Raw genomic sequence first — 22,200 nt, 5'->3', positions numbered from 1 at the left:
ATACTCTTTTGTATTAGAGACAAGCAACTAACAAAAGCGGCAGCTAGATATTTAGCTGCCGCTTTAATGTTATTTCATTTTCTTCTCAACAAATTGATGGATTCTTTCAACTGCTTTTTCTAATAAATCCAAGGAAGTTGCATAGGATAAACGAATATTATTAGGAGCACCAAAGCCTGATCCAGGAATAACGGCAACCATTGCTTCCTCAAGGAGCGCTTGGGAGAATTCATCTACATTTACAAAGCCTGTTAATTCAGCTGCCTCCTTCACATTAGGGAAAAGGTAAAAAGCACCTTGTGGTTTAATGCAGGTAAAGCCTGGAATAGCGACAAGCTTATCGTAAATAATATTTAAGCGCTGTTCAAAAGCCTTTTGCATTTCTGAAAGCATCTCTTGTGAACCCGCATATGCAGCAATCGCCCCATATTGAGCAGTTGTTGTTGGATTCGAAGTACTATGGCTCGCAAGATTTGTCATTGCCTTAATTAATTCTTTATTGCCGGCTGCATACCCAATTCTCCAGCCTGTCATAGAATGGGACTTTGATACACCGTTCACTAGTATTGTTTGTTCTTTAAGCTCTGGTGAAAGCTGAGCAATGGAAACATGTCTATTGTTTCCATAAACTAATTTTTCATAAATTTCATCTGAAACGATCAGAATATTATGCTTCAAACAAACCTCGCCCAATGCCTTTAACTCTTCTTCAGTATAAAGCATACCAGTCGGGTTACTTGGTGAATTGATTATAACTGCCTTTGTCTTATCCGTTAATGCTTCTGCTAGTTGATCAGGCGTAATTTTGTACTCGTTTTCCTCTTTACCTTCAACATAGACAGGAACACCGTCTGCTAATTTAACTTGTTCAGGGTAGCTAACCCAATATGGAGTAGGGATAATTACTTCGTCCCCTTCATCCAAAATAGCTTGGAATAATGTATAAAGGACATGCTTTGCGCCGCTTCCCACGATGATTTGAGAGGCTTCATATTCGATTCCCTGGTCTGCTTTAAACTTGTTAACGATCTCTTTTTTCAATGCAGGAAGACCTGCAGATGGAGTATATTTTGTATGTCCTTCATTCATCGATTTAACGGCGGCATCAATAATATGCTGCGGTGTATTAAAGTCAGGCTCACCAGCTCCTAACCCGATTACATCATAGCCTTGTTCCTTCAATTCTTTTGCTTTCGCTGTAATGGCAAGCGTTGTCGATGGGGTTAATGCTTTTACTCTTTGTGCTAATTGAAAGTTCATTTCCTTTTCCTCCACTCACATAATGACATTTAAGAAGATTAAGAACTTGGATCATAAATTCTCTATCTTCTTTAGCCACTCACCTGTTTTGAAATCAACATAATAATAATTTATTAAATTCCCCTCTGTCCGGTAATAAATTTCCCATAACGGGATATCCTTTTCCATACCGAGGCGAACGGAAATAATCTTTTTCGGATTTTTCTCTTCTTTTAGCTTATTAATTGCTTCCTGTTTGGAAACTCCATCTGTCACCTTTCTAACAATAATCTGTCCTTCTTTTTCAGGTACCCAGACGTAAATGTTTGTTCCAGCTTTATTTATCCCTTTAATGACAAAATATGTTTCCAGTCCATGATAAAGTTGAAAATCCTCAGCCTTCCAAAGTCTCGTTTCTTCCATGGCTCTTTCAATGGCTTCTTTTTCAGCTGCCTTAACAGGCTCAACTGCATTTAAATAAATAATAACCCCAGATCCTAATATAATTGAAAATATCAATAAACTTATAATAATTATTTTTTTCACATTTGTCACTCTTCTTATGTACGATAAATCGAAAAAACAGCTTTATTTTGATCTTCTTTATCAAGTGCCAGTCCAAACATTAAATCATTTTCCTTTAAAGTTCTGTTTAAAGCATCAACAACTTTATAGAGGTCAGGGCTTAGTTGAATTTTCACGGTTGATAAAACCTCAATTTTACTTTCCATACTGGAATTCCTCCTCAGGTAGTACAATATTTGTAATTAATACACAAGTAAATATAGGACAAGCTATATATACGAAACATTTTAACCTTTAAATATCAGTATAACAGCTACATCTAACAGCTTGAATAAAAAATTCTATTAATTCTTCTAATCCACCAACGTCATTGGCTGCGCCTTAAAAGGCGCAGCTCTTTTTTAATTATTCGCAAGCCATTTCCTTTATTTCACAAAGATTTATTAATTAATTCGACTATTCCATTTATATTACTTTTTGTATGAGGGATTTTCGGAATGGAATCTAAAAAAGCCTTTCCATATTGGGTTGTAACCAATCTGCGATCAAAAATAAAAATAAACCCCTTGTCGCTTCTCGTTCGAATCAGTCTTCCAAATCCCTGTTTAAAGCGAATAATCGCTTCCGGCAAAGAATAATCAGAAAATGGATTTCCGCCATTTTGCTTAATTTGTTCACATCTCGCTTCTGTAAAAGGTTCATCTGGCGGTGAAAATGGAAGTCTAACGATGATTAAACACGTTAAATCCTCTCCAGGGATGTCTACACCTTCCCAGAAACTATTCGTTCCTAATAAAATTGCCTTTTCGAACTTTTGAAAATTACGTGTTAATCTCGATCTGCTTCCGCTCGATACGCCTTGGGCAATAATGGCATATTCATTTAAAAATCCAGATTCTTTTATAAGCTCATATGTTTTTTTGAGCATCTCATGAGAGGTAAATAATATGAGCATCCTTCCTTTTGTTGCTTCTGCTATGGAGATAATATGTTCACTAATGGACATTACATATTCATCCAATGAAACAGAATTTACTTCAGGAAGATCATCAGGAATGATGAGCTTTACTTGTTCATGATAATCAAATGGAGATTGAATTTGCTCTGCTGAGCATTCTGTTAATTGCAAGCCCAGTTCATTTAACATATAGTTGAATGAGTTTTTCACCGATAAGGTTGCAGAAGTGATAACAGCTGATTCTTTTTTACTGAAGAATTCTTCCTTTAATAAATGCCCTGCTTTAACAGGCTGTGAATAGACGGTAGTAGCATTTTGCATAGATCGAACATCCATGTCGATCCATGTAACATATTCTTCAGATGGATGTAAAAAGATATGTTTAATGGCTTCAGCTATTTCTTTTAATTCTTCTACAACAGAAGCAAGCTCTTCCAATGAGGATTTTTCCCTGGCAGAAAGATTCTCCTTGATTATACTCATGACATTTAATCTTTTCTCTAGCTCTGCAGTAAAATCCTTAATGAGAAATAAAAATCTTTCAGCACTTGCTTGCACCGCTCTGCTTTCATGACTAGAATCATCACCTAAAAAACGGCTGCTAATCCGATTGTACCCTTTTCTGGATTTTGTTTTCTTTTTTGCAAATATGCTTATAATCTTAAATAGCTCATCCATTTCAAAACTAAGTTCTTGTATCATTTGATTCATTTCAAAAGAATGAACTAAGTGCTTCTTCTCAATCTCAGCTTTTTCTAGAACTTGTTCAAGCATAAACAGTAATTGTTTCTGTTCCAAATGCCCAATACGGCTGATCAAAAAACGTGTCTTTAAGTAATCTAAAGAAAAGCCAAAATACTGACCGGACACTTTCACAAAATGATGGCCCTCATCAATGACAATGTGACTATATTCTGGCAAAATCTTATTGTGTGAAACTAAATCACTCAGCAGCAGTGAATGATTCGTAATGATCAGGTCAGCTTTTAAAGCGGATTTTCGGGCCCGCAAATAAAAATCTCTTGAAATCCAAGATTTATTTTGAAGGAATATCGCCTCATCATTTTTGATTTTATTCCAAAATATCATTCCACCACTGGACAAATTTATTTCGTCTATATCCCCAGTATTCGTTTCTGTGAGCCATACAAGAATTTGCATTTTTGTTAAAATAGTGTCGTAATTATCATCTAAATCCTTTAAAGTTTGCTCAAATTTAGCCAAACTTAAATAATGGCTTCTTCCCTTTAGCAATACTGCCTTAACAGGAAATGGAAGCATCTGTTTTAATTTAGGAATATCATTGGAAAGAAGCTGCTCCTGAAGCTGTGTTGTATATGTACTAATCATGACAGTTTGTCTGTTTTCTTTTCCGTAAATAGCAGCAGGAATTAAATAGGCTAATGATTTGCCAACACCTGTGCCTGCCTCAATTAATGCATGTCGTTTATGTTTAAAGGCTTGATATACTGAATCCATCATTTTAAATTGTCCTAAACGAATTTCATAATTTGAAAAAGCCTTTTTGAAGAGCTCTTCTTTCGCTTCTTGCTGTTTAGGATAATTTAGTGTCTCATTGTCATCATCAGTATCTTGTTCATAAAACATTTTCAGTGCAATTCCTTGGTGAATTTCAAGATCGTTTTGTAAAACCTCGACCATTGCTTCTTTTTTCGTAAGAATTGAGTCTATGAGTAAATCTAAATCACTTTTTAATCCGCCAGAAAGCTTATAAATTTGCTTGATCGTGCAAAGTGGCAGCCGTTCTAGCCGGTCCAAAAGGAGAAGCAGAAGCTCAGCAGTTACATAGGCATCGCTGTCAGCCTGATGGGGACGCTCATGATTTAACCCTTCCCTAAAAGCCAATTCTGATAATTGAAAGCTATCTGCAGTTGGCATAAATACTCGAGAAAGCTCTACTGTATCCAAAACTGGTCCATAAAATCCATTGTAGCCAGCTAGAAGGAGCTCCTCCTGTAAGAACGATAAATCAAATAGGACATTATGTGCAACAAAATAAGCATCCTCTAATAAAGTAAGGACTTTTGGTGCTATTTCAGAAAAAACAGGGGCATCCTTTACTGCCTCATCATCTAAACCCGTTAACTCCTCAATGAATGGAGGGATTGACTGTCCTGGGTTCACAAGTGAGGAAAATTCTTCAACTATTTTTCCGTTTTCTATAACAACAGCGGCAAATTGGATCATTTTATCGCCCTTCTTTGGGGCGTTCCCTGTTGTTTCTAAATCGATTACAACATATTTATTACACATACTACACACCTCTAACATTCAGTCAATCAAACGGTACCATAAAAACGGAAAAAGAAAAAGAATTAATGCCATCCATTATATATTTTAGGCCATTTTCATTATTTTCAAAAGAGTATTGGACAAAAAGGCCGACTCGGTCTTTACCGGTCAGCCTTTTAATAATAAGAAGCATGTTTACATCATGATCGTTTTTTCAGGTTCCTTATTGATTATTTCCTTAATTCTATTATTTTCACCCATTATAGCAACTTTAGGCTGATGAATATAAATTTTTTCCTCAGCAACTAGCGCATAGGAAATAATAATAACAACATCTCCCTCTTGGACAAGTCTAGCTGCAGCACCATTCACACAAATGACACCACTGCCTCTTTCTCCAGGAATGATATACGTCTCAAACCTTGCCCCATTGTTATTATTCACAATTTGTACCTTTTCATTTGGAAGCATTCCAACGGCATCAAGAATATCTGTATCAATTGTAACGCTGCCGACATAGTTTAGATTAGCCTCTGTCACAACTGCTCTATGAATTTTACCATTCATCATGGTGCGGAACATGATGTTTCCCCCTAATTAATAGTTAATATCAAATTATCAATAAGCCGTGCTTTTGAAAATTTTACTGCTAAGGCAATAATAATGTTGCCTTCTAGCTCCTCAATTTCTTTAAGATTAGGATAAGAGTATATTTCAATATAGTCGATCGTTCCGCTCGTCTTTTCAGAAATCAATTCTTTCATAGACGAAATGATTTGTTGAGAGTCTCTTTCCCCTTCATCGATCATTGCTTTAGCCTCTAATAGACTTTTGTATAGAAATGGTGCTTGCTCTCTTTCTTCTGGAAGCAAATAAACATTTCTTGAGCTCTTAGCTAGCCCATCATGTTCTCTCACAATGTCCACCGGCACAATCTCAATTGGGAAATGGAAATCATTCACAAGTCCCTCCACAACAGCTAGCTGCTGAGCGTCTTTTTTGCCAAAATAAGCTCTATTCGGCTGAACAATATTGAAAAGCTTCGTTAAAACTGTTACAACACCATCAAAATGGCCCGGCCGGGATTGCCCGCATAATACCTCAGTCCGCTCCTTAGCGATTACGGTTGCCGATAAGGGTGCTGGGTACATTTCCTCTGCAGACGGATGGAAAATATAGTCAACGTGATGTTGTTCAGCTAAAGCACTATCACGGTCAAAGTCTCTAGGATATGAGCCTAAATCTTCAGTTACCCCAAATTGAAGCGGATTTACGAAAATACTTAGTACGACTATATCATTTTCTTCTCGAGCATGATCGATTAATGTCAGATGACCTTCATGTAAAAAACCCATTGTTGGGACATAGCCAATTGATTTACCTGACATTTTTTCTCGAATCATTGTTTGCTGCATGTCGCTAATGGTTGTAATGACTTTCATGCTTTCCCTCCGTACAAGCTTAAAAGCTCAGTTTCTTTCATTGAGAAACTATGCTCTTCTCCAGGAAATACTCCTTGTTTCACTTCATCCACATAAGCAGTTAGACCTTCCTCTATGACTACATTCACATTTGAATATTTCTTAACAAATTTCGGTACTCTTTCAACACCATAGGAAAGTACATCATGATAGACAAGAACTTGTCCATCTGTTTCAATGCCAGCACCGATTCCTATTGTCGGGATTGTCAGGCATTCGGAAACTTCCTTTGCTAGCTGCTTCGGAACACATTCTAATACAACGGCAAACGCACCAGCCTGCTCGCATTTTTTCGCGTCTTCGATCAGCTTACGAGCCGCTTCTGCATTTTTGCCTTGAACCTTATAGCCTCCAAGCACTGCGACAGATTGCGGTGTTAGTCCGAGATGAGCCATGACAGGTATACCAGCCTTTGTTAATGCTTCGATTCCGTCAATCACTTCATCTGCACCTTCAACTTTAACGGCATGTGCCCCTGTTTCTTGAATAATACGCGCACCATTTATAAGTGTGTCGCGAACTGACAGATGATAGCTCATGAATGGCATATCTACGACAATAAAGGTTTCCCCAGCTCCTCTTTTGACAGCCTTTCCATGATGAATCATGTCTTCTAACGTAACAGGGATGGTTGAATCATATCCTAATACAACCATTCCAAGTGAATCACCAACTAAAATCATATCAACCCCGGCTTTTTCCGCTTGCTTAGCAGCCGGAAAATCGTAAGCCGTCAGAACAGCAATCTTCTCACCGTTCTCCTTCATTTTCAAAAAATCAGTCGTTTGCTTCATCCTTATTCCTCCTTTGAATTAAGGAAGAGGGTGAAAAACAAAGATAAAAATCCTTCTGTAAGCAGAAGGATTCCGAATTTCTTTCGTTCTTTATTATGTCTCATCCCTCTGTCCCGGTCCATTATTGGATCTAGGCAGAATATCTTTAATTTTTAGGTGTTTCAAAGAATTTTTCATTGATGACCTAATCATACACGGTGCAGTTCAACTTGAGGATACTGCCCAATCATTTAGCTTACGCTAGACACGTTAATTATAACAAATCAATGATTCATTTGACTAGATAAACTTTTTTATTTAAGTTCAATGTCGGCTGAGTAAATATGGTGGATTTTACTCATTTCATCTTCTATCATAAGAACACCATCTTCAGTAATACCCAATGCCTTTCCTTGAATACTTCCCGTAATCGTTCTGGCTGTTATGACTTTGCCTATACTGATGGCATAACTTTCCCAAAGCAGCTTTATCGGGTAGAAGCCTTTTTCTAGGTATAGAGTATATAAATTCTCCAATTTGCTTAACAGAATTTTTACTAATTCTGCTCTTTGGAGTTTTTTACCGCTTTCGATAGATAGAGAGGTAGCAATAGTATGCAGTTCCTCAGGATAATCTTCCTTTTGCTGATTTACATTAATACCAATTCCAATAATAATGGAAGTGATCCGGTCTGCATCGGCTTGAAGCTCTGTCAATATTCCGGTCACCTTCTTCCCATTGATTAAAATATCATTCGGCCATTTTATTTGTGGAGATAGGTCAGTTAATTCTTCTATTGCTTGAACAACGGCAACCGCAGTTATTAAGGTTAGCTGTGGGGCCTTTGGAGGCGGGAGATTTGGACGCAAAATCACACTCATCCAAATCCCGGTATATTTCGGAGAATGCCATCTCCGGTCCATTCTTCCCCTGCCTAATAACTGCTCCTCGGCGATAATAACTGTACCCTCCGGAGTATCTTCATTTGCTAGACGATGGGCAATTTTTTGTGTGGAGTCAACACTTTCCTCGTAATGTATATTCTTTCCGATAAACTTTGTTAAAAGCCCCAACCTTATTTCATCTGCTGTAATTCTTTCCGGAACCCTTGTTATTCTATATCCCTTCCTGCGAACAGCTTCAAGTTCAAACCCGTCCTTACGCATATCTTCTATATGCTTCCAGACTGCTGTTCTTGAGCATCCTAATAGATCAGCTAAATATTGGCCAGACAAATATTCATCTTCATTTAGTGTAAATGCATCAAGCAGTTTCTTTCTTAACTCCGATTGCACCGTAACAGCCACTCCTTTAACGAATCTTTGCGATTACTGACTTGCTTGTTTAAGACTGCGATCTCAGCCTCAGCTAATTTTTCCTTTATCCAAGGTCCAGGGGTTTTTTGAAACCACTCTTGAAGGTCGGTTCCTGTAACCTGTAATTCACTTCGCTGTTTAATGGGCAATAAATTATAACTAAACAGTAAACTTTCTATATGTACGTTTACATCCTGATTATGTAATACATTATAAATTTTTTCTGTTCCCTCAATGATTTCAGAGCCCCCATCGAACATCGCTTTATTTGTCCAATCGCTTCTTTCTCTAAAATTCAGCCAAAACAATAATTGATTGATTTTTTTTATTTTTTTCACTGGCAGCTTCCAATTTTTCATAAAATCATTAACTTTATGTAAGTCAATCTTAAAAAGAAAGAGTAGCAGCCCCCACATTTCATTAGCTGAAAGTTTGCTGCTATCATACTTTTTAATGCCATTTATCGCTTCGACAAATGGATTCATACCCGGCAAGTGGCTTAAAAGGCCAGTATCAGCTAGTACAAGCAATGCTTGAATTCGATTTTTTCCAGCCAGAAGTTTTTCGAACTCAGCTAGTTTTCTCTCTGTTGAGATATTTGCCAGTAATGAAGCGGATGATTTCAAAGCCTGATAAGTCTTCTCTTCTATTTGAAAGCCTAATTGACTATAGAAACGAACAGCACGCATCATTCTTAAGGCGTCCTCTGAAAAACGATCCTCTGCCCCACCTACTGTTTGTATTATTTTTTCCTTGATAGCCCGCCTGCCATGAAACGGATCAATAAATCGGCCTTCCTTGTCCATGGCAATCGCATTCATCGTAAAATCCCTGCGTTTTAAGTCTTCATCCAATGACCGGATAAATTGAACCTCTGATGGCCTTCTAAAGTCAACATATTCTGCTTCAGTTCGGAAGGTTGTCACTTCATATGGAATCCCATTATATAGGACAACAATAGTTCCATGCTCGATTCCGACATCTATCGTTTTCGGAAAAATAGTTCTAATTTCCTCAGGTGTTGCAGAGGTAGCAATATCGACATCTGCAATCTCCTTATCTAACAAATAATCTCTAACCGATCCTCCGACAAAGTAAGCTTCATAGCCTGACTCTTGAATTTTTGATAAAAGGGGAATGGCTTTTAGAAAAGACTCTTTCAAATTACGTCATCCTCTTTAAGTAGGTTGTAATATATATTCTCATATTGAGTGACAATAAGTTCTGAGCGAAAGTTATGGTACGCTGTATTAATGGCCTCTCTGGAAAACCGTTGATGCAGTTCTTCATTAGATAGCAAATGGATGCCTTTTTCTGCAATTGCCGGAATATCGCCAAGTTCGCATAAATAGCCATTTTTCTCATTAGCTATCACTTCAGGAATACCGCCGATATTTGTCCCAATACAAGGTACTCCACAAGCCATTGCTTCGAGAGCAACTAAACCAAAGCTTTCCTTTTCGGAAAGCAACAGCATTAAATCACTAATTGAGTATAGCTCTTCAAGATTATCTTGTTTACCTAATAATAGTACTTTATCATTAATACCTAATTTATTTACAAGACTGCAAACGACAGTCATTTCAGGCCCATCTCCGACAAGAAGCAGCTTGGCAGGCAGCTTTTCTGCAATTAGAGCAAAAGCTTTTACTACATCCTGAACTCTTTTCACCCCGCGGAAATTTGAAACATGGATAATAACCTTTTCTTCTTTTTTTATTCCGTATTCCTTCCGTAAATAGGAAGAATCCATTAAACGATATACACGCTCATCAATAAAGTTGTAAACGACTTCAATCTTTTTTTCAGGTTTGATTACATCGTATGTTTGCGAAGTTAAGGAGTTTGATACTGCCGTAACGGCATCAGATTTTTCTATTCCAAAACGGATTGCCCCCGTTAAAGATTGATCATAGCCAAGAACTGTAATATCTGTCCCGTGTAAAGTGGTAACAATTTTAATATCCTGTTCACACATTTGCTTGGCAAGTATGGCACATACAGCATGCGGAATCGCATAATGGACATGGAGCAAATCAAGATTTTCCCGTTTTATAACTTCAGCCATCTTACTGGCAAGGGCAATATCATATGGGGGATACTGAAAAACGGAATATTGATTTACTTCTACTTGATGATAATAAATATTTGAATGCATTCTATTTAATCGGAACGGAAGGCTCGAGGAAATGAAATGAATTTCATGACCCCTTTCAGCAAGCTTTTTCCCTAATTCAGTAGCTATAGCTCCAGATCCGCCTACTGTCGGATAACAGGTTATCCCTATTTTTAATTTTGTTTTCATTCGTTTTCACCAAATAAATCTAGATTTATAATGACTGGCTTTTTGCGTTTGAACCCTTCAGCATAGGCTACTTCAACTTCTTTACCGAAAAGTCTTTCTCGTGCTTCAATCGTTTCAATATACCCATTTACAAGCGGAGTGTTGAAGGTCCCCGCATTTTTTACAAACTGGCTTTTATATGCTTGTAGGCTTTCAATTTTTTTATCCATATAATTTGATACATCAATGACAAAATCTGGTTCATGAAACCCATTAATCATATAAAAGTACAGGTTTTTAACCCGATGCGGGCCAAAATCCTCTTCAGAAGAATAGTTTCGTATTCCAGCAGAAAAGACCGCCTCCTCTACAAGACGGGCACATTGTCCATGATCAGGGTGCCGATCATGATAATAAGGTGCAAAAACAAGGGAAGGGCGATATTTGCGAATAACTGCTACCATTTTCTTTATATATTCTGGATTAGGAAATAGCCCTCTATCAGGCAGACCGAGATTCTCCCTTATGCTAACGCCTAACACCTCTGCTGCTTTTTGGGCTTCTATCTTTCGTGTTTCGACCGTTCCATTCGATGATAGCTCCGCATTCGTTAGATCACAAATACCTATAGTTTTTCCTATATTTACAAATTTCGCAATGGATGCACCCATGCCGATTTCAACATCATCAGCATGTGCACCAAATGCAAGAATATCAAGCTTTATATCAGACATCCTTACCACCGCTTTTTCCATATACAATATTTCTCCAAGATAAGTCCCCGCGCTCAAGCCCTTTAATTATAATTTCTGCAGTCCCCATATTTGTTGCGAGCGGTACAGAGTATACATCGCATAAACGAATTAATGCTGTCACATCTGGCTCATGGGGCTGTGCTGTTAAAGGATCTCTGAAGAATATCACAATATCCATTTTATTATTGGCTACAAATGCACCGATTTCCTGATCTCCACCGTAGGGGCCTGATTGAAATCGATGAACGTTTAAGCCTGTTTCATTGATTATTCTTAAACCAGTAGTTCCTGTGGCGAAAAGAGTATGCTCGGCTAAAATGTCTTTATACGCCGTTACAAAGCCAACAAGCGCATCCTTTTTCTTATCATGTGCAATTAAAGCAATATTCATCTTATCGCCCCTTTCTATTCCAAAATATTTTCTAAACCGTATACTAATGTATCAATTTTCAACACGGTATCTACCGTATGTTTAACCCCCGACATAAAGGAGGCACGATTATAAGAGTCATGCCGGATTGTCAAGGTTTGTCCTTCTGAGCCGAACATCACTTGCTGATGGGCAATTAAGCCAGGCAATCTGACTGAATGAATATGCATCCCTTCAAAATCTGCTCCTCTTGCACCATAGATTGTTTCCTTTTCATCCGGATGCCCTTGTTTTTTTGGCTGCCTAACCTCTGCAATCATTTCTGCCGTTTTTACCGCTGTTCCAGAAGGAGCATCCAGCTTTTGATCATGGTGGAGTTCGATAATTTCTACATCATTAAAATATCTTCCAGCCATTTGGGCAAACTTCATCATTAAAATAGCACCAATGGCAAAATTAGGTGCAATGATACAACCAAGTTCCTTTTCACGGCAAAGAGATTCAAGCTCACTTAGATTCTCTTTCGTAAAGCCAGTTGTTCCGACAACCGGTCTAACCCCATACGTCAAAGCTGTTTTTGCATGAAGCATACCAAATTCAGGTGTAGTTAAATCGATAAGGACATCTGCATCAATTTCCTGGAAGCATTGAGACATATCTGTGTAAATTGGAATATCTATTCCAGTGAAGCCATCAAATTCACTGAGCAAGCCTCCTCCATTCTTATGATCAACTACTGCCACTAGCTGATAACGATCAGTTTGCTGAACAAGCTGAACGGCTTCCCTTCCCATTCTACCTCTTGCACCTGCAATCACAATATTGATTTTTTCCATTTTATTTATCCCCCTGCTCTTCAATTCTAGTCCAGCGGTCTTTATCGCGGGTATTAAATTTATTCATAATTTGATTATGTGCTGTCTCAAGATCGATATTTAATGAATTGGCTAAGCAAATGAGGACAAACAACATATCTCCCATTTCCTCTTCAATTGCTTTTTCCGCTTCAGTAGCTTTTTTCGGTTTCTCACCGTATTGATGATTGATCTCTCTTGCAAGTTCGCCTAGTTCCTCTGTTAGTCTTGCCAGCATGGCTAGAGGACTAAAATACCCTTCTTTAAATTGGCCTATGTATGCATCTACTTCTTCCTGTAGATCTTTCATTGTTTTTTCTTGCACTCTTTATTCATCCCTTCTTCTGTTAAAAGGTAACCTACTATTTCCCTTCTTTCATGTTAGCTAAACGATAGTTCTTTTACAAATATTTTTTATTAAATAATAGGTGGATACGTTTGTTCTAGTTTCCAAACACACTTGACTTTATCCTTAATAAACGGGCACAATAATTCATGTAGGAAATTGGAAGCGGAGGATTTTATGTGAAATTGAAAAATATTCTTTTTATCTTGTTTGGATCTGCCATCTTTTCTTTCGGCATCGTTCATTTTAATATGCAAAATAATTTATCTGAAGGGGGCTTTACTGGTATTACCCTTCTTTTATATTTCCTGTTTAAATGGGATCCTTCGTATACGAATTTATTGTTAAATATTCCGCTATTTTTTCTAGGCTGGAAATTACTCGGGAAAAACTCATTCCTATATACAATTCTCGGTACTGTCAGCGTCTCGGTTTTTTTATGGATATTTCAGCGTAATCAAATACATATGCCGCTCAATGAAGACTTAACACTTGCAGCATTATTTGCTGGTGTTTTTATCGGTATTGGCCTTGGAACTATATTCCGCTTTGGTGGAACCACTGGCGGAGTTGATATTATTGCAAGATTAGTGAACAAGTATGCAGGCATTAGCATGGGAAGAACGATGTTCATATTTGACGCCGTCGTGATTACGCTATCTTTAATTTTTTATTTATCCTATCAAGAAGCGATGTATACACTTGTTGCTGTATTTGTCGGAGCAAGGGTGATTGATTTCATGCAGGAAGGCTCATATTCCGCAAGAGGAGCAATGATTATTTCCGATTTAAATGATGAAATAGCCAACAAGATCATGATAGAAATGGAACGGGGCGTAACAGTCCTTAGGGGATATGGGTCATTTACTAAAAAGGATCGAGAAGTCTTATATTGTGTTGTCGGGAAGAATGAAATTGTCCGGTTAAAAAATGTCATTAACTCAGTGGATCCACATGCCTTTGTTTCGGTCACAGTTGTCCACGATGTACTTGGAGAAGGATTCACATTAGACGAAAACAAAAAGCCAATCGAACATTAAGACAAGACTAAAACCAGCCAACAGGCTGGTTTTAATCTTGTCTTTGCATTCCTGTATAAATAAGAATTAAGCGAAGTAATTCTAACACGGCAACAGCAGCTGCTGCTACATAGGTGAGTGCTGCCGCATTAAGCACCTTTCTCGTCTCCCTTTCCTCATCGTTTCTGATGATCCCTAGTGATACGATTTGATCCATAGCACGGTTGGATGCATTAAATTCAACTGGAAGAGTGACAAGCTGGAAGACTACAGCTGACGCCATAAAAATAATACCAAGTAACACAAATCCGCTTAAACCTGCAAAGAAACCGATCATAATCAGGATCCAAGAAAAATTGGAACCGATATTTGCGACTGGCACAAGCGTATGGCGGAAACGTAAAGGTGCATAATTTTGCTGATCCTGTATGGCATGACCGACTTCATGAGCTGCAATTGCCGCAGCGGCTACGGAGTGACCATGGAAATTTGCAGTTGACAGCCTTACTGTTTTGGAACGGGGATCATAATGGTCTGTTAAATGACCTCTTACTTCCTCAACACCGACATGGAATAATCCATTAGTGTCAAGAATTCTTCTTGCAACTTCCGCACCTCTCATATGTGATGAGGCTGGGACTTTTGAATATTTAGTATAGGAGCCTTTCACTCTCATTTGCGCCCATAGCGGAATCAAAATAATGATAGCAAAGTATATAAGGTACCCCCCCATTGCTATCCCTCCTTATTCAGCTTTCTCTAGATGCAGTATTAGAAATTGGTACTTGAAAGAATGACACTCCACAAAGTTAGTGAAGCTTCTCTATATTATTGTATTTTTGCTGAAAGATGGCGTCAATCTTTTTGCCTCCTGGAAAGTGACTTTTCCTTCTTTTCCTGATCTCCCTTATATTTTCTCCATCCAACGTAGGATAATGTAAGAATAATAATGCTTCCTGTTGAAATGATTACCCACCATAAGGAAGGATCTGCTTCGTCTTCAGTCATTTCATCAAATAATAGCTGTAAATCCGCTTCTAATGCTTCGAGCTCCATTTGGCTGGCTGTTTCAGTTAAAACTTGAGGCCTATATTTATCAATAAAATCTATTTTTGCATCTAATCTTTGTATGTGGTCTCTATCCACATTTATTTTTATACTAGGATAAATCATGTCATACAATGATAAAAATGAATTCAATGTCGTATTAAATTGTTGTTTATCACCAGCATACACAGCTTCCTTAACTTCTGCAAAAACAGTCATAATGGGTGATTCCATTTCAGTCCATAATGGTTGATATGGAGAAGTTATGGCATCCATGACAAGCCTAAACTTCGTAACGCGGTTAATTTTCTCTTCATGATTCATGGTGGCATTGGCAGCAGCCTGCACGGCCTCATCATGTGAAATGGTTAAGATTCTCAATTCATCCGCAGTGAAAGATCTTTCCTTTCCAGTAACAGAAACAAATTGTTCAGAAAAATAATCTAGAAGCCTTTTGGCATCTTCGTATCGATGAAGCTTAACCATCTGCAATGCTTCATCGGATAATTGATCCAATCTATCTACAGGTGAGGTTTCGTTTGCGATAACTGATATAGGCAATAATAGAAAACATATAATGACTGTAACAATAATCCTAGCTTTCATTCTTGTCCCCCCTCAAATTACTATTAAATATCTATGAGAGATGGGACAAGGTTATACCTATTCAATAAGAATTCAATTTTAAGATAAATCGATTTTTTCTTAAGGTTAAAAAAGCAGTGATACCTAATGAAAACATGCTAAGCCAAAATGTAAAATAACCAATTTGCGGCGTGTATAAGTCCAAAATAGGGTAACGGGGAAGCATAAAAAACACATAATCTATTACATCATTATGTAATGTCCAAATCCCCGTAACAACTAAATGCCAAGTTTTAATACGATAAAATGGAGCGTACAGTACACCTTGGACAGCCATCGCACCATGTGAAAGTATAAGCATAAGTGCAACCAAATCCAATTCTCCTGTTACATTGAAAACTAATAAGTTCATGACTACGGCCCATACCCCATATTTAATGAGCGTTACAATAGCCAATGCTTCAAAAAGGGGCCAGTTTTTCCCCAGTAAAAAAGCAATTAATACGAAGACAAAAAACAAGCTTGCAGTTGGACTGTCTGGAACGAAAGGCAAGAAAATGGGCGGTGTCTCAACTAGCTGCCATTTATACCAAATATAACCGTATACAGTTCCTGCAAAATTCACTATGAATAACAGCCACAGTACAGCTCGATGTGCTAGGATAGGATAAATCCACTTCATGAAGGTCCTCTTTTCTTTATATGGTTTGTATTATATTGACTATTTTACCATATACATTAAATATAGTTAGATTCAAAACATTTAACATCATCAAAAAAAGCTGACGCAAAACGTCAGCTTTTTCCAGTTATTTACTTGTTAAACCCGAAATATATTCAGCAAGTACTTTTAATTCTTCATCCGTTCCTTTAAACATCCCTGGAGGCATGCTTCCTTTACCATTTACCGCAATATCAGAAATTTCTTCAGGAGTTAAGCCAGTGTCGATAAGAGCAGGTGACCCTGCACCACCTGTAAGTTCAGCTCCGTGACATGACAAGCAATTGTTTGCTTCAAGAAATTTATAGCCTTCTGCTTCAGTATCAATGTCAACTTCTGCTACGATTTTCCCTTGGTTTGCAGCAGCTTCCCAGTCATGAGTAGCTACAGACTGCCAAGTTAAAAATGTAATACCTGCGATAGCTAAAAGCATAAATCCAGTTGCTAATGGTCGTTTAGATGGTCTGCGTTCTGGACCACGGTCAATAAATGGCGCTAATAGTAACGCCCCAAATGCTAGACCTGGAATAATAAACGCACCTACCGCATTGTATGGTCCAGATGCATAAGTATATTTAAGCAATTGGTATAAGAATAAGAAATACCAGTCTGGAAGCGGGATATAAGCTGTATCACTCGGATCAGCTATTTTTTCTAACGGTGGTTCATGTGCAATTGTTAAACATAAAAATCCGATTAAGAAAACAGCACCAACCATCCATTCCTTTAATAGGAAGTTAGGCCAGAACGCCTCTGTTTTTCCAGGGTATTCCGAGTAATCTTTCGGAATATTCGGTTTACGTTCAGCAGGAACACGAGAGTCACCTACGAATTTCATACCTTTACCACGATGCATTGGGCGATTCCCCCTCCTTTTTCAATATTATCGTAATTGTATTTTTACAACGGACCTGAAATACCTTGTTTACGAATCATTACAAAGTGTGCTGCCATTAACCCGAATAAGGCTGCAGGCAAGAAGAATACGTGAATCGCGAAGAATCGGGTAATCGTTTGAGCACCGACAATATCCGGATCCCCTGCAATTAGTGTTTTTAATTGCATACCAATCAGTGGTGTTGATTCAATAATTTGCATTGTAACTTTTGTTGCAAATAATGCTTTCATATCCCAAGGCAATAGATAACCAGTTAATCCAAGTGCTAGCATAACGAAGAAAATAAGTACACCAACAACCCAGTTTAACTCACGAGGCTTCTTATAAGCACCTTGGAAGAAAACACGAAGCGTATGTAAGAACATCATTACAATGACTAAGCTTGCACCCCAGTGATGCATTCCACGGACAATTTGTCCAAAAGCAACATGGTTTTGCAAGTAATAAACAGATTCCCATGCATTTTTAATATCTGGAACATAATACATAGTTAAGAACATTCCAGATAAGATTTGGATAACAGTAACGAAGAACGTTAATCCGCCAAAGCAGTATACGAACGCAGAGAAGTGATGTGCAGGGTTTACGTGCTCAGGAACTTCATGGTCCGCGATGTCGCGCCATAAAGGCGTAATATCTAAACGTTCATCTACCCAATCATAAATTTTGTTTAACAATCATTACGCCCCCTTTGGCTTGGCTTTTCCTAAGTGAAGGAAGCCGTCTTTTTCGATGAAAGGATATACGTCAAGCGGTGCTATTGGCGGAGTTCCAGGAACGTTTGTACCATCTTTAGTATAAAGACCGCCATGACATGGACAGTAGAAGTGATTCTGATTGGATTTATCAGTATTCCAGTCAACTACACACCCTAAATGTTTACATACAGGCGATAAAGCTACAATTTCACCTTTTTCGTCTTTGTAAACCCATGCTGTACCTGTTACATCTGAAGTATACCATGCATCCTGCTGTTCAAATGTATAGTCAACCCTAGTTGGAACATCGGTAATTTCGGCAACTTTTTGTTTAGTTGGAATGAAATCACCTTCAGCTTTTGCTTGCAATACTGGATCAATTGCGAAACGAACCATAGGCATTAACATACCTGCAGCCATGAAACCGCCTACACCAGTTAGAGTATAGCTAAGGAATTGACGTCTTGATACACGATTTTTGCTCATACTTTTCCCCCCTCTATTATGAAGTTAAGTCCAACGGACAAAGTTCAACACAATATAAAACTAGGACATAACCATGATATATCAATCTTCTTTGAAGGTCAATATAATCCTTTGGTAAAAACATGTAGACTCTGTGACAGATTTAAATAATATTAAAAATAGTTACATTTTTAAAATAAAGGAGTATAATTATTATCTCGAATTTGTCTACACAGAAATACATTAATAGACGAATACCGTCAATTGGATATTTAAAAATACATAGTTTTTATTTTTCCGAATGGGAGGGAGTTTTGAGACCTTCTTAACGACCTTCGTATTCATTTTTCCGACTGGAAGGGAGTTTTGAACCCTTCTTAACGAGCTTCGTCTTCATTTTTTCGACTAAAGGGAGTAATAACCCTTAATAACAACCTTCATCATTTAGCATTTTGCCATTTTTGCATAAACAGAGTTAATAGCTGTTTAACTTGATCCTCGAGTATAGAATTTCGATTTCGCTCATCCATATGTTCAAGTGGAATGGATGGAAGCCAAATTAAACTTCCATTTAGCCGATCTTCAATTCCTTTCCAGCTGCTGTCAGAGGTGACGTGAAAAACATGCTTAAAACCATTTGCAAATAATTCATTCTCCCAAACCTTTACATCCTCGCCAAGCTTGTCCATTGTTGCTGATTTAAGATAAGAAAATCCCGTCAACATCATAACCCTTCCCCTAAACTGTCTTTCTAGCTGAACACTTAGTAAGGAAATAAACTCACTCATCGAAGCTGATTGTTTCATATCATTGCCGAGGGAAACAGGAAGCAATGGCAATACTGCTGTATCCACATACTCTTTTGACTGAAGAAACTTATCAATATCCTGAGAAATCCACTTCATCCAACTCACTCCATATTTCTAATTTATCCTATTTATCTTAACACTATTATGAAATTGCGACAAAAAAATAAAAGCCTGCTAATAATAGCAAGCAAGGATTAAGACTTTAATTTATTTAGTTTTTCAGTTAATTGGATGAAAGCGGACTCGTCTTGACTGTCCAAAGCCTCATCAATTTCCCTTAGAAGGGTCTCTCTTTGAAATTTCTTTATGCTGTCGCAAAGAAACTTTTCAGCAACCATTTTATCCTTCTCACTAATTTCCATTTTATTCGGTAAAAATGGGTTTTCCTCCAAAACAGCTGCATATTGATGGGCTTTATTGGAAGCGTGGAAATTTAGCTGGATAAAGATATCCTCATCACGATTAAGCCGTATGTCATGAAAAGATTTCTCTGCATCAGTCGTCATGACATTTTCCTTGTAGAAACGAAACGGGACTTCGTCAACACAATGAGTTGACATTATTAATCCTTTCGGACAATACTGTGCATGCTCAACAAAATGAACTTTTTCCATTAACTGATCATGGCTCATTAAGTAGTTAAGAATCCATACACATTCCCGTCTCTTTAATTGATAATGGTTTAGAAACCAGCGAATAAAATCTTTTTTCTCGTTGACAGATACAGGGGCTGACATATTCGATTCCCTCCTCTGCTATTACAAAATTAATAAGCCCATTTCACTTTTTTCATTGATCCAAGAGTCTTTGTAGTATTTCCTGATATTCAATGATGCCTGGCTCAAGTTTTACTAATTTACTAAAAACTTCGGCAGCTTCAGTGCTTTTTCCTTCCTCAATTAAAAAATTTCCGTAATCTATTAGAAAATCCGGCTCTTCCTTAAAGAAAGTATATGCACGATTGTATTTGTTTAATGCCAATGAATATTCTTCAAGCTGGTGATGGGCTAAGGCTGAATCCCAAATAAGCTGCGGCTCCTCTTCCTCAAAATCACTTAACAATTCCGTAATTTCCAAAACATCTTTATTTCTTTCCTGCCTAAGAAAAAGCTTTGTTAAGCTGGCCCCTGCTTCAATATATTCTGGGTCAAGTGCAAGCGCCTCTCTTAATAAATTTTCTGCTTCCTGTTCCTTGCCTAACTTTAGCGCAAGTTTACCGCCATATAAATAAAGCTCTTTATTATATTCATCATATTGAATTCCCATCTTAATCGCATTAAAGCTGTCTTCTAATTCCTCTTCACGCTCGTAAGCCTTGGAAAGATTGATATATAAGGAATGATATTCGGGATCAAGCTCCTTTAATTCATTAAACTTTTCGATGGCCGTTCTATTATATCCTGCTTGCAGTGCAGTAAATGCATAGCTAAACAGTGTATTAATTTCAAGTTTATCCTCCATAGCTTTTTCGTAGTAAGGCAAAGACTCCTCGAATGCTCCTCCCACGCTAAGAACCTCTGCTAGCCTCTGATTAACATTCACACCTGCAATGATTTCATCTGTATTAAGAACTTGTCTATAGATTTTTGCAGCTTCGAGAAATCTGCCTTGTTCTCCGTAAAGTTCGCCAAGTGCAAAATCAACAATTACCTCTTTAGGCAAAATGGACTTTGCTTTTAACAGCTTTTGTTCACTCACCTCATATAAACCTTCCATTTGATAAAGATCAGCAAGCAGCAATAGCGATTGCGGGAAACTTGGATCTTCCTCTTGTACTTTCTCTAAAACGAGTATTGCTTCATCCTCTTCTCCAAGATCAATATGAGTTTCTGCTAAAAGGACAAGCAATTCTCCCTCTTCCGGATAAGATTCAAGCAGTCTTTCGAATATTTTTTTTGCTTCCTCCAGAAATCCGTAGTGAAGTAATTCCTCACCTAGAACATATCTTTCTTCATGAGATCCATTTAATAAAATTCTCTTATAATGGGTCAACGCTTCTTCATGTTGACCGTTTTCAAGCAATTTAATAATTTCATTTATTTTCTCCATAGTAAGTTCCTTTCACGTCTATACGTCAATCTTAAAAAATGATGGTGTTTTTATTTTAACATGCTTGCCATATCCAGGCCTATAAACAACATCATGGCCAGAACGGATAACAAATCCATTTTGAACTGTAATGACTAACTTATCTCTATGATAATGAAACAATTGAGATTCTTCAATTTTTCGTATTTCTCTGCTTTGCAAATAGTAATTATAAGACAATTCGCACCCTTGATAAATGCTTGCCTTGAATGGATAAATCCCCATCTTACATAAAGCGTCATTTGGGATGGGCTTATCTTCTTGTAATTCTTCCTGTACAAACGGGATTTTTTCTTCTTTCATGAGCCTTTTCCATTCATTTGCGTCCTGTTTATTAGCATTCATAAATATTGGTATTAGGGGGCTGTTATAAGGAAACATAGCCTCCCGAAGCCATCCCCAAGGCAAATTGAACAGCTCGTACACTTGATTAATCTCAACAAAGATAGCGGGAACTTTTTCCTGCTTACACTTTCTTAAAAAAGATTGGGTTAATAGCCGGATTGGTATCCGAACACCTATAATAAAATCAATTGGGCTATTTAGCAGATGTATTTTTAAACGTTTAATTGCAGCTGATAATTCATACTCATGCTTCACAGCTGCCACTGTTATGAAGGTCGTGCATCCTTTTAGAATAAATTCTTCCATATAAAATTTTTTCATTTCCTGAAAAGATTTTTCTAACGGAAAATCTTTTTTAAACAGGATTGAAG

The 22,200-nt window shown here is 37.6% G+C and carries 25 protein-coding genes; 1 reads left to right on the top strand and 24 read right to left on the bottom strand.

Annotated elements, in window-relative coordinates:
- Nucleotides 1-69: 69 nt before the first annotated feature.
- From V7164_RS12770 to V7164_RS12705, 14 genes are all read right to left on the bottom strand, one after another.
- Complete coding sequence (locus tag V7164_RS12770) at nt 70-1,260, bottom strand: pyridoxal phosphate-dependent aminotransferase (RefSeq protein ID WP_335345576.1); 1,191 nt, start codon at nt 1,258-1,260, stop codon at nt 70-72.
- A gap of 51 nt (nt 1,261-1,311) precedes the next feature.
- Nucleotides 1,312-1,785 carry a cell wall elongation regulator TseB-like domain-containing protein gene (locus V7164_RS12765; RefSeq protein WP_335345577.1) on the bottom strand — a complete coding sequence of 158 codons (474 nt, stop codon included), beginning with the start codon at nt 1,783-1,785 and terminating at the stop codon, nt 1,312-1,314.
- Between the two features lie 14 nt (nt 1,786-1,799).
- Complete coding sequence (locus V7164_RS12760) at nt 1,800-1,970, bottom strand: YpmA family protein (protein ID WP_335345578.1); 171 nt, start codon at nt 1,968-1,970, stop codon at nt 1,800-1,802.
- Nucleotides 1,971-2,194: 224 nt separating this feature from the next.
- Entirely contained in the window at nt 2,195-4,996 is a 2,802-nt protein-coding gene (gene dinG, locus V7164_RS12755; protein ID WP_335354263.1) for an ATP-dependent DNA helicase DinG, read from the bottom strand.
- Nucleotides 4,997-5,170: 174 nt separating this feature from the next.
- A complete protein-coding gene (gene panD, locus V7164_RS12750; protein ID WP_335345580.1) occupies nt 5,171-5,557 on the bottom strand; it encodes an aspartate 1-decarboxylase in 387 nt (128 codons plus the stop codon).
- Nucleotides 5,558-5,568: 11 nt separating this feature from the next.
- Nucleotides 5,569-6,417 carry a pantoate--beta-alanine ligase gene (gene panC / locus V7164_RS12745; RefSeq protein ID WP_335345581.1) on the bottom strand — a complete coding sequence of 283 codons (849 nt, stop codon included), beginning with the start codon at nt 6,415-6,417 and terminating at the stop codon, nt 5,569-5,571.
- Entirely contained in the window at nt 6,414-7,250 is an 837-nt protein-coding gene (gene panB / locus V7164_RS12740) for a 3-methyl-2-oxobutanoate hydroxymethyltransferase (RefSeq protein WP_335345582.1), read from the bottom strand. Before panB ends, panC begins: the two co-directional genes overlap by 4 nt.
- A 293-nt stretch (nt 7,251-7,543) precedes the next feature.
- Nucleotides 7,544-8,524 carry a biotin--[acetyl-CoA-carboxylase] ligase gene (locus tag V7164_RS12735; RefSeq protein WP_335354262.1) on the bottom strand — a complete coding sequence of 327 codons (981 nt, stop codon included), beginning with the start codon at nt 8,522-8,524 and terminating at the stop codon, nt 7,544-7,546.
- A complete protein-coding gene (locus tag V7164_RS12730) occupies nt 8,509-9,708 on the bottom strand; it encodes a CCA tRNA nucleotidyltransferase (protein ID WP_335345584.1) in 1,200 nt (399 codons plus the stop codon). The genes V7164_RS12735 and V7164_RS12730 overlap by 16 nt, the downstream gene beginning before the upstream one ends.
- Nucleotides 9,705-10,850, bottom strand: a complete 1,146-nt coding sequence (gene bshA, locus V7164_RS12725) for an N-acetyl-alpha-D-glucosaminyl L-malate synthase BshA (protein ID WP_335354261.1) — start codon at nt 10,848-10,850, stop codon at nt 9,705-9,707. Before bshA ends, V7164_RS12730 begins: the two co-directional genes overlap by 4 nt.
- Complete coding sequence (gene bshB1 / locus V7164_RS12720; protein WP_438824107.1) at nt 10,847-11,584, bottom strand: bacillithiol biosynthesis deacetylase BshB1; 738 nt, start codon at nt 11,582-11,584, stop codon at nt 10,847-10,849. Before bshB1 ends, bshA begins: the two co-directional genes overlap by 4 nt.
- Nucleotides 11,556-11,975, bottom strand: coding sequence for a methylglyoxal synthase (gene mgsA / locus V7164_RS12715; protein ID WP_335345586.1), 420 nt, complete (start codon nt 11,973-11,975; stop codon nt 11,556-11,558). Before mgsA ends, bshB1 begins: the two co-directional genes overlap by 29 nt.
- A 14-nt stretch (nt 11,976-11,989) precedes the next feature.
- Nucleotides 11,990-12,790 carry a 4-hydroxy-tetrahydrodipicolinate reductase gene (gene dapB / locus V7164_RS12710; protein WP_335354260.1) on the bottom strand — a complete coding sequence of 267 codons (801 nt, stop codon included), beginning with the start codon at nt 12,788-12,790 and terminating at the stop codon, nt 11,990-11,992.
- A 1-nt stretch (nt 12,791) separates the two neighbouring features.
- Complete coding sequence (locus V7164_RS12705; protein WP_335345588.1) at nt 12,792-13,133, bottom strand: nucleotide pyrophosphohydrolase; 342 nt, start codon at nt 13,131-13,133, stop codon at nt 12,792-12,794.
- A 200-nt stretch (nt 13,134-13,333) separates the two neighbouring features.
- Here V7164_RS12705 and V7164_RS12700 point away from each other — a divergent pair, with 200 nt between their 5' ends.
- On the top strand, nt 13,334-14,194 hold the full coding sequence (locus tag V7164_RS12700) for a YitT family protein (RefSeq protein ID WP_335345589.1): 861 nt from the start codon (nt 13,334-13,336) through the stop codon (nt 14,192-14,194).
- A 31-nt stretch (nt 14,195-14,225) separates the two neighbouring features.
- Here the strand turns inward: V7164_RS12700 and V7164_RS12695 are convergent, their stop codons facing one another.
- The 10 genes from V7164_RS12695 to V7164_RS12650 form a co-directional block, all read right to left on the bottom strand.
- Entirely contained in the window at nt 14,226-14,906 is a 681-nt protein-coding gene (locus V7164_RS12695) for a zinc metallopeptidase (RefSeq protein WP_335345590.1), read from the bottom strand.
- A 122-nt stretch (nt 14,907-15,028) separates the two neighbouring features.
- Nucleotides 15,029-15,826 carry a sporulation protein YpjB gene (ypjB, locus tag V7164_RS12690; protein ID WP_335345591.1) on the bottom strand — a complete coding sequence of 266 codons (798 nt, stop codon included), beginning with the start codon at nt 15,824-15,826 and terminating at the stop codon, nt 15,029-15,031.
- A 61-nt stretch (nt 15,827-15,887) separates the two neighbouring features.
- Nucleotides 15,888-16,487 carry a DUF1405 domain-containing protein gene (locus tag V7164_RS12685; protein ID WP_335345592.1) on the bottom strand — a complete coding sequence of 200 codons (600 nt, stop codon included), beginning with the start codon at nt 16,485-16,487 and terminating at the stop codon, nt 15,888-15,890.
- 127 nt (nt 16,488-16,614) lie between these two features.
- A complete protein-coding gene (locus tag V7164_RS12680) occupies nt 16,615-17,382 on the bottom strand; it encodes a menaquinol-cytochrome c reductase cytochrome b/c subunit (RefSeq protein ID WP_335345593.1) in 768 nt (255 codons plus the stop codon).
- Nucleotides 17,383-17,426: 44 nt separating this feature from the next.
- Nucleotides 17,427-18,101, bottom strand: coding sequence for a menaquinol-cytochrome c reductase cytochrome b subunit (gene qcrB / locus V7164_RS12675; protein WP_335345594.1), 675 nt, complete (start codon nt 18,099-18,101; stop codon nt 17,427-17,429).
- 3 nt (nt 18,102-18,104) lie between these two features.
- Nucleotides 18,105-18,608, bottom strand: a complete 504-nt coding sequence (locus V7164_RS12670) for a ubiquinol-cytochrome c reductase iron-sulfur subunit (protein ID WP_335345595.1) — start codon at nt 18,606-18,608, stop codon at nt 18,105-18,107.
- Nucleotides 18,609-19,027: 419 nt separating this feature from the next.
- Nucleotides 19,028-19,492, bottom strand: a complete 465-nt coding sequence (locus V7164_RS12665) for a YpiF family protein (RefSeq protein WP_335347339.1) — start codon at nt 19,490-19,492, stop codon at nt 19,028-19,030.
- A 98-nt stretch (nt 19,493-19,590) separates the two neighbouring features.
- On the bottom strand, nt 19,591-20,133 hold the full coding sequence (locus tag V7164_RS12660; RefSeq protein WP_335347340.1) for a ReoY family proteolytic degradation factor: 543 nt from the start codon (nt 20,131-20,133) through the stop codon (nt 19,591-19,593).
- 52 nt (nt 20,134-20,185) lie between these two features.
- Nucleotides 20,186-21,445 (bottom strand): tetratricopeptide repeat protein, encoded by a 1,260-nt coding sequence (locus V7164_RS12655; protein ID WP_335347341.1) that lies wholly within the window; start codon nt 21,443-21,445, stop codon nt 20,186-20,188.
- Nucleotides 21,446-21,463: 18 nt separating this feature from the next.
- On the bottom strand, nt 21,464-22,200 hold a 737-nt coding region (locus V7164_RS12650), incomplete at its 5' end, for a hypothetical protein (RefSeq protein WP_335354259.1).

Origin of the sequence: Bacillus sp. JJ1474 (assembly GCF_036965225.1) — a bacterium.
Classification (GTDB): Bacteria; Bacillota; Bacilli; order Bacillales; family Cytobacillaceae; genus Cytobacillus.
The sequence above is the reverse complement of the archived record's forward strand: the minus strand, read 5'-3'. Positions and strand labels throughout refer to the sequence as shown.

Bases quoted from the DNA above. Each gene is read 5' to 3' on its own strand.
- dapB (WP_335354260.1), bottom strand. From the start codon at position 12,790: ATGGAAAAAATCAATATTGTGATTGCAGGTGCAAGAGGTAGAATGGGA.
- V7164_RS12680 (WP_335345593.1), bottom strand. From the start codon at position 17,382: ATGCATCGTGGTAAAGGTATGAAATTCGTAGGTGACTCTCGTGTTCCT.
- bshB1 (WP_438824107.1), bottom strand. From the start codon at position 11,584: ATGGAAAAAGCGGTGGTAAGGATGTCTGATATAAAGCTTGATATTCTT.
- bshA (WP_335354261.1), bottom strand. From the start codon at position 10,850: ATGAAAACAAAATTAAAAATAGGGATAACCTGTTATCCGACAGTAGGC.
- V7164_RS12655 (WP_335347341.1), bottom strand. From the start codon at position 21,445: ATGGAGAAAATAAATGAAATTATTAAATTGCTTGAAAACGGTCAACAT.
- mgsA (WP_335345586.1), bottom strand. From the start codon at position 11,975: ATGAATATTGCTTTAATTGCACATGATAAGAAAAAGGATGCGCTTGTT.
- V7164_RS12695 (WP_335345590.1), bottom strand. From the start codon at position 14,906: ATGGGGGGGTACCTTATATACTTTGCTATCATTATTTTGATTCCGCTA.
- panB (WP_335345582.1), bottom strand. From the start codon at position 7,250: ATGAAGCAAACGACTGATTTTTTGAAAATGAAGGAGAACGGTGAGAAG.
- V7164_RS12770 (WP_335345576.1), bottom strand. From the start codon at position 1,260: ATGAACTTTCAATTAGCACAAAGAGTAAAAGCATTAACCCCATCGACA.
- V7164_RS12760 (WP_335345578.1), bottom strand. From the start codon at position 1,970: ATGGAAAGTAAAATTGAGGTTTTATCAACCGTGAAAATTCAACTAAGC.
- panC (WP_335345581.1), bottom strand. From the start codon at position 6,417: ATGAAAGTCATTACAACCATTAGCGACATGCAGCAAACAATGATTCGA.
- V7164_RS12660 (WP_335347340.1), bottom strand. From the start codon at position 20,133: ATGTCAGCCCCTGTATCTGTCAACGAGAAAAAAGATTTTATTCGCTGG.
- V7164_RS12685 (WP_335345592.1), bottom strand. From the start codon at position 16,487: ATGAAGTGGATTTATCCTATCCTAGCACATCGAGCTGTACTGTGGCTG.
- panD (WP_335345580.1), bottom strand. From the start codon at position 5,557: ATGTTCCGCACCATGATGAATGGTAAAATTCATAGAGCAGTTGTGACA.
- ypjB (WP_335345591.1), bottom strand. From the start codon at position 15,826: ATGAAAGCTAGGATTATTGTTACAGTCATTATATGTTTTCTATTATTG.
- V7164_RS12665 (WP_335347339.1), bottom strand. From the start codon at position 19,492: ATGAAGTGGATTTCTCAGGATATTGATAAGTTTCTTCAGTCAAAAGAG.
- dinG (WP_335354263.1), bottom strand. From the start codon at position 4,996: ATGTGTAATAAATATGTTGTAATCGATTTAGAAACAACAGGGAACGCC.
- V7164_RS12670 (WP_335345595.1), bottom strand. From the start codon at position 18,608: ATGAGCAAAAATCGTGTATCAAGACGTCAATTCCTTAGCTATACTCTA.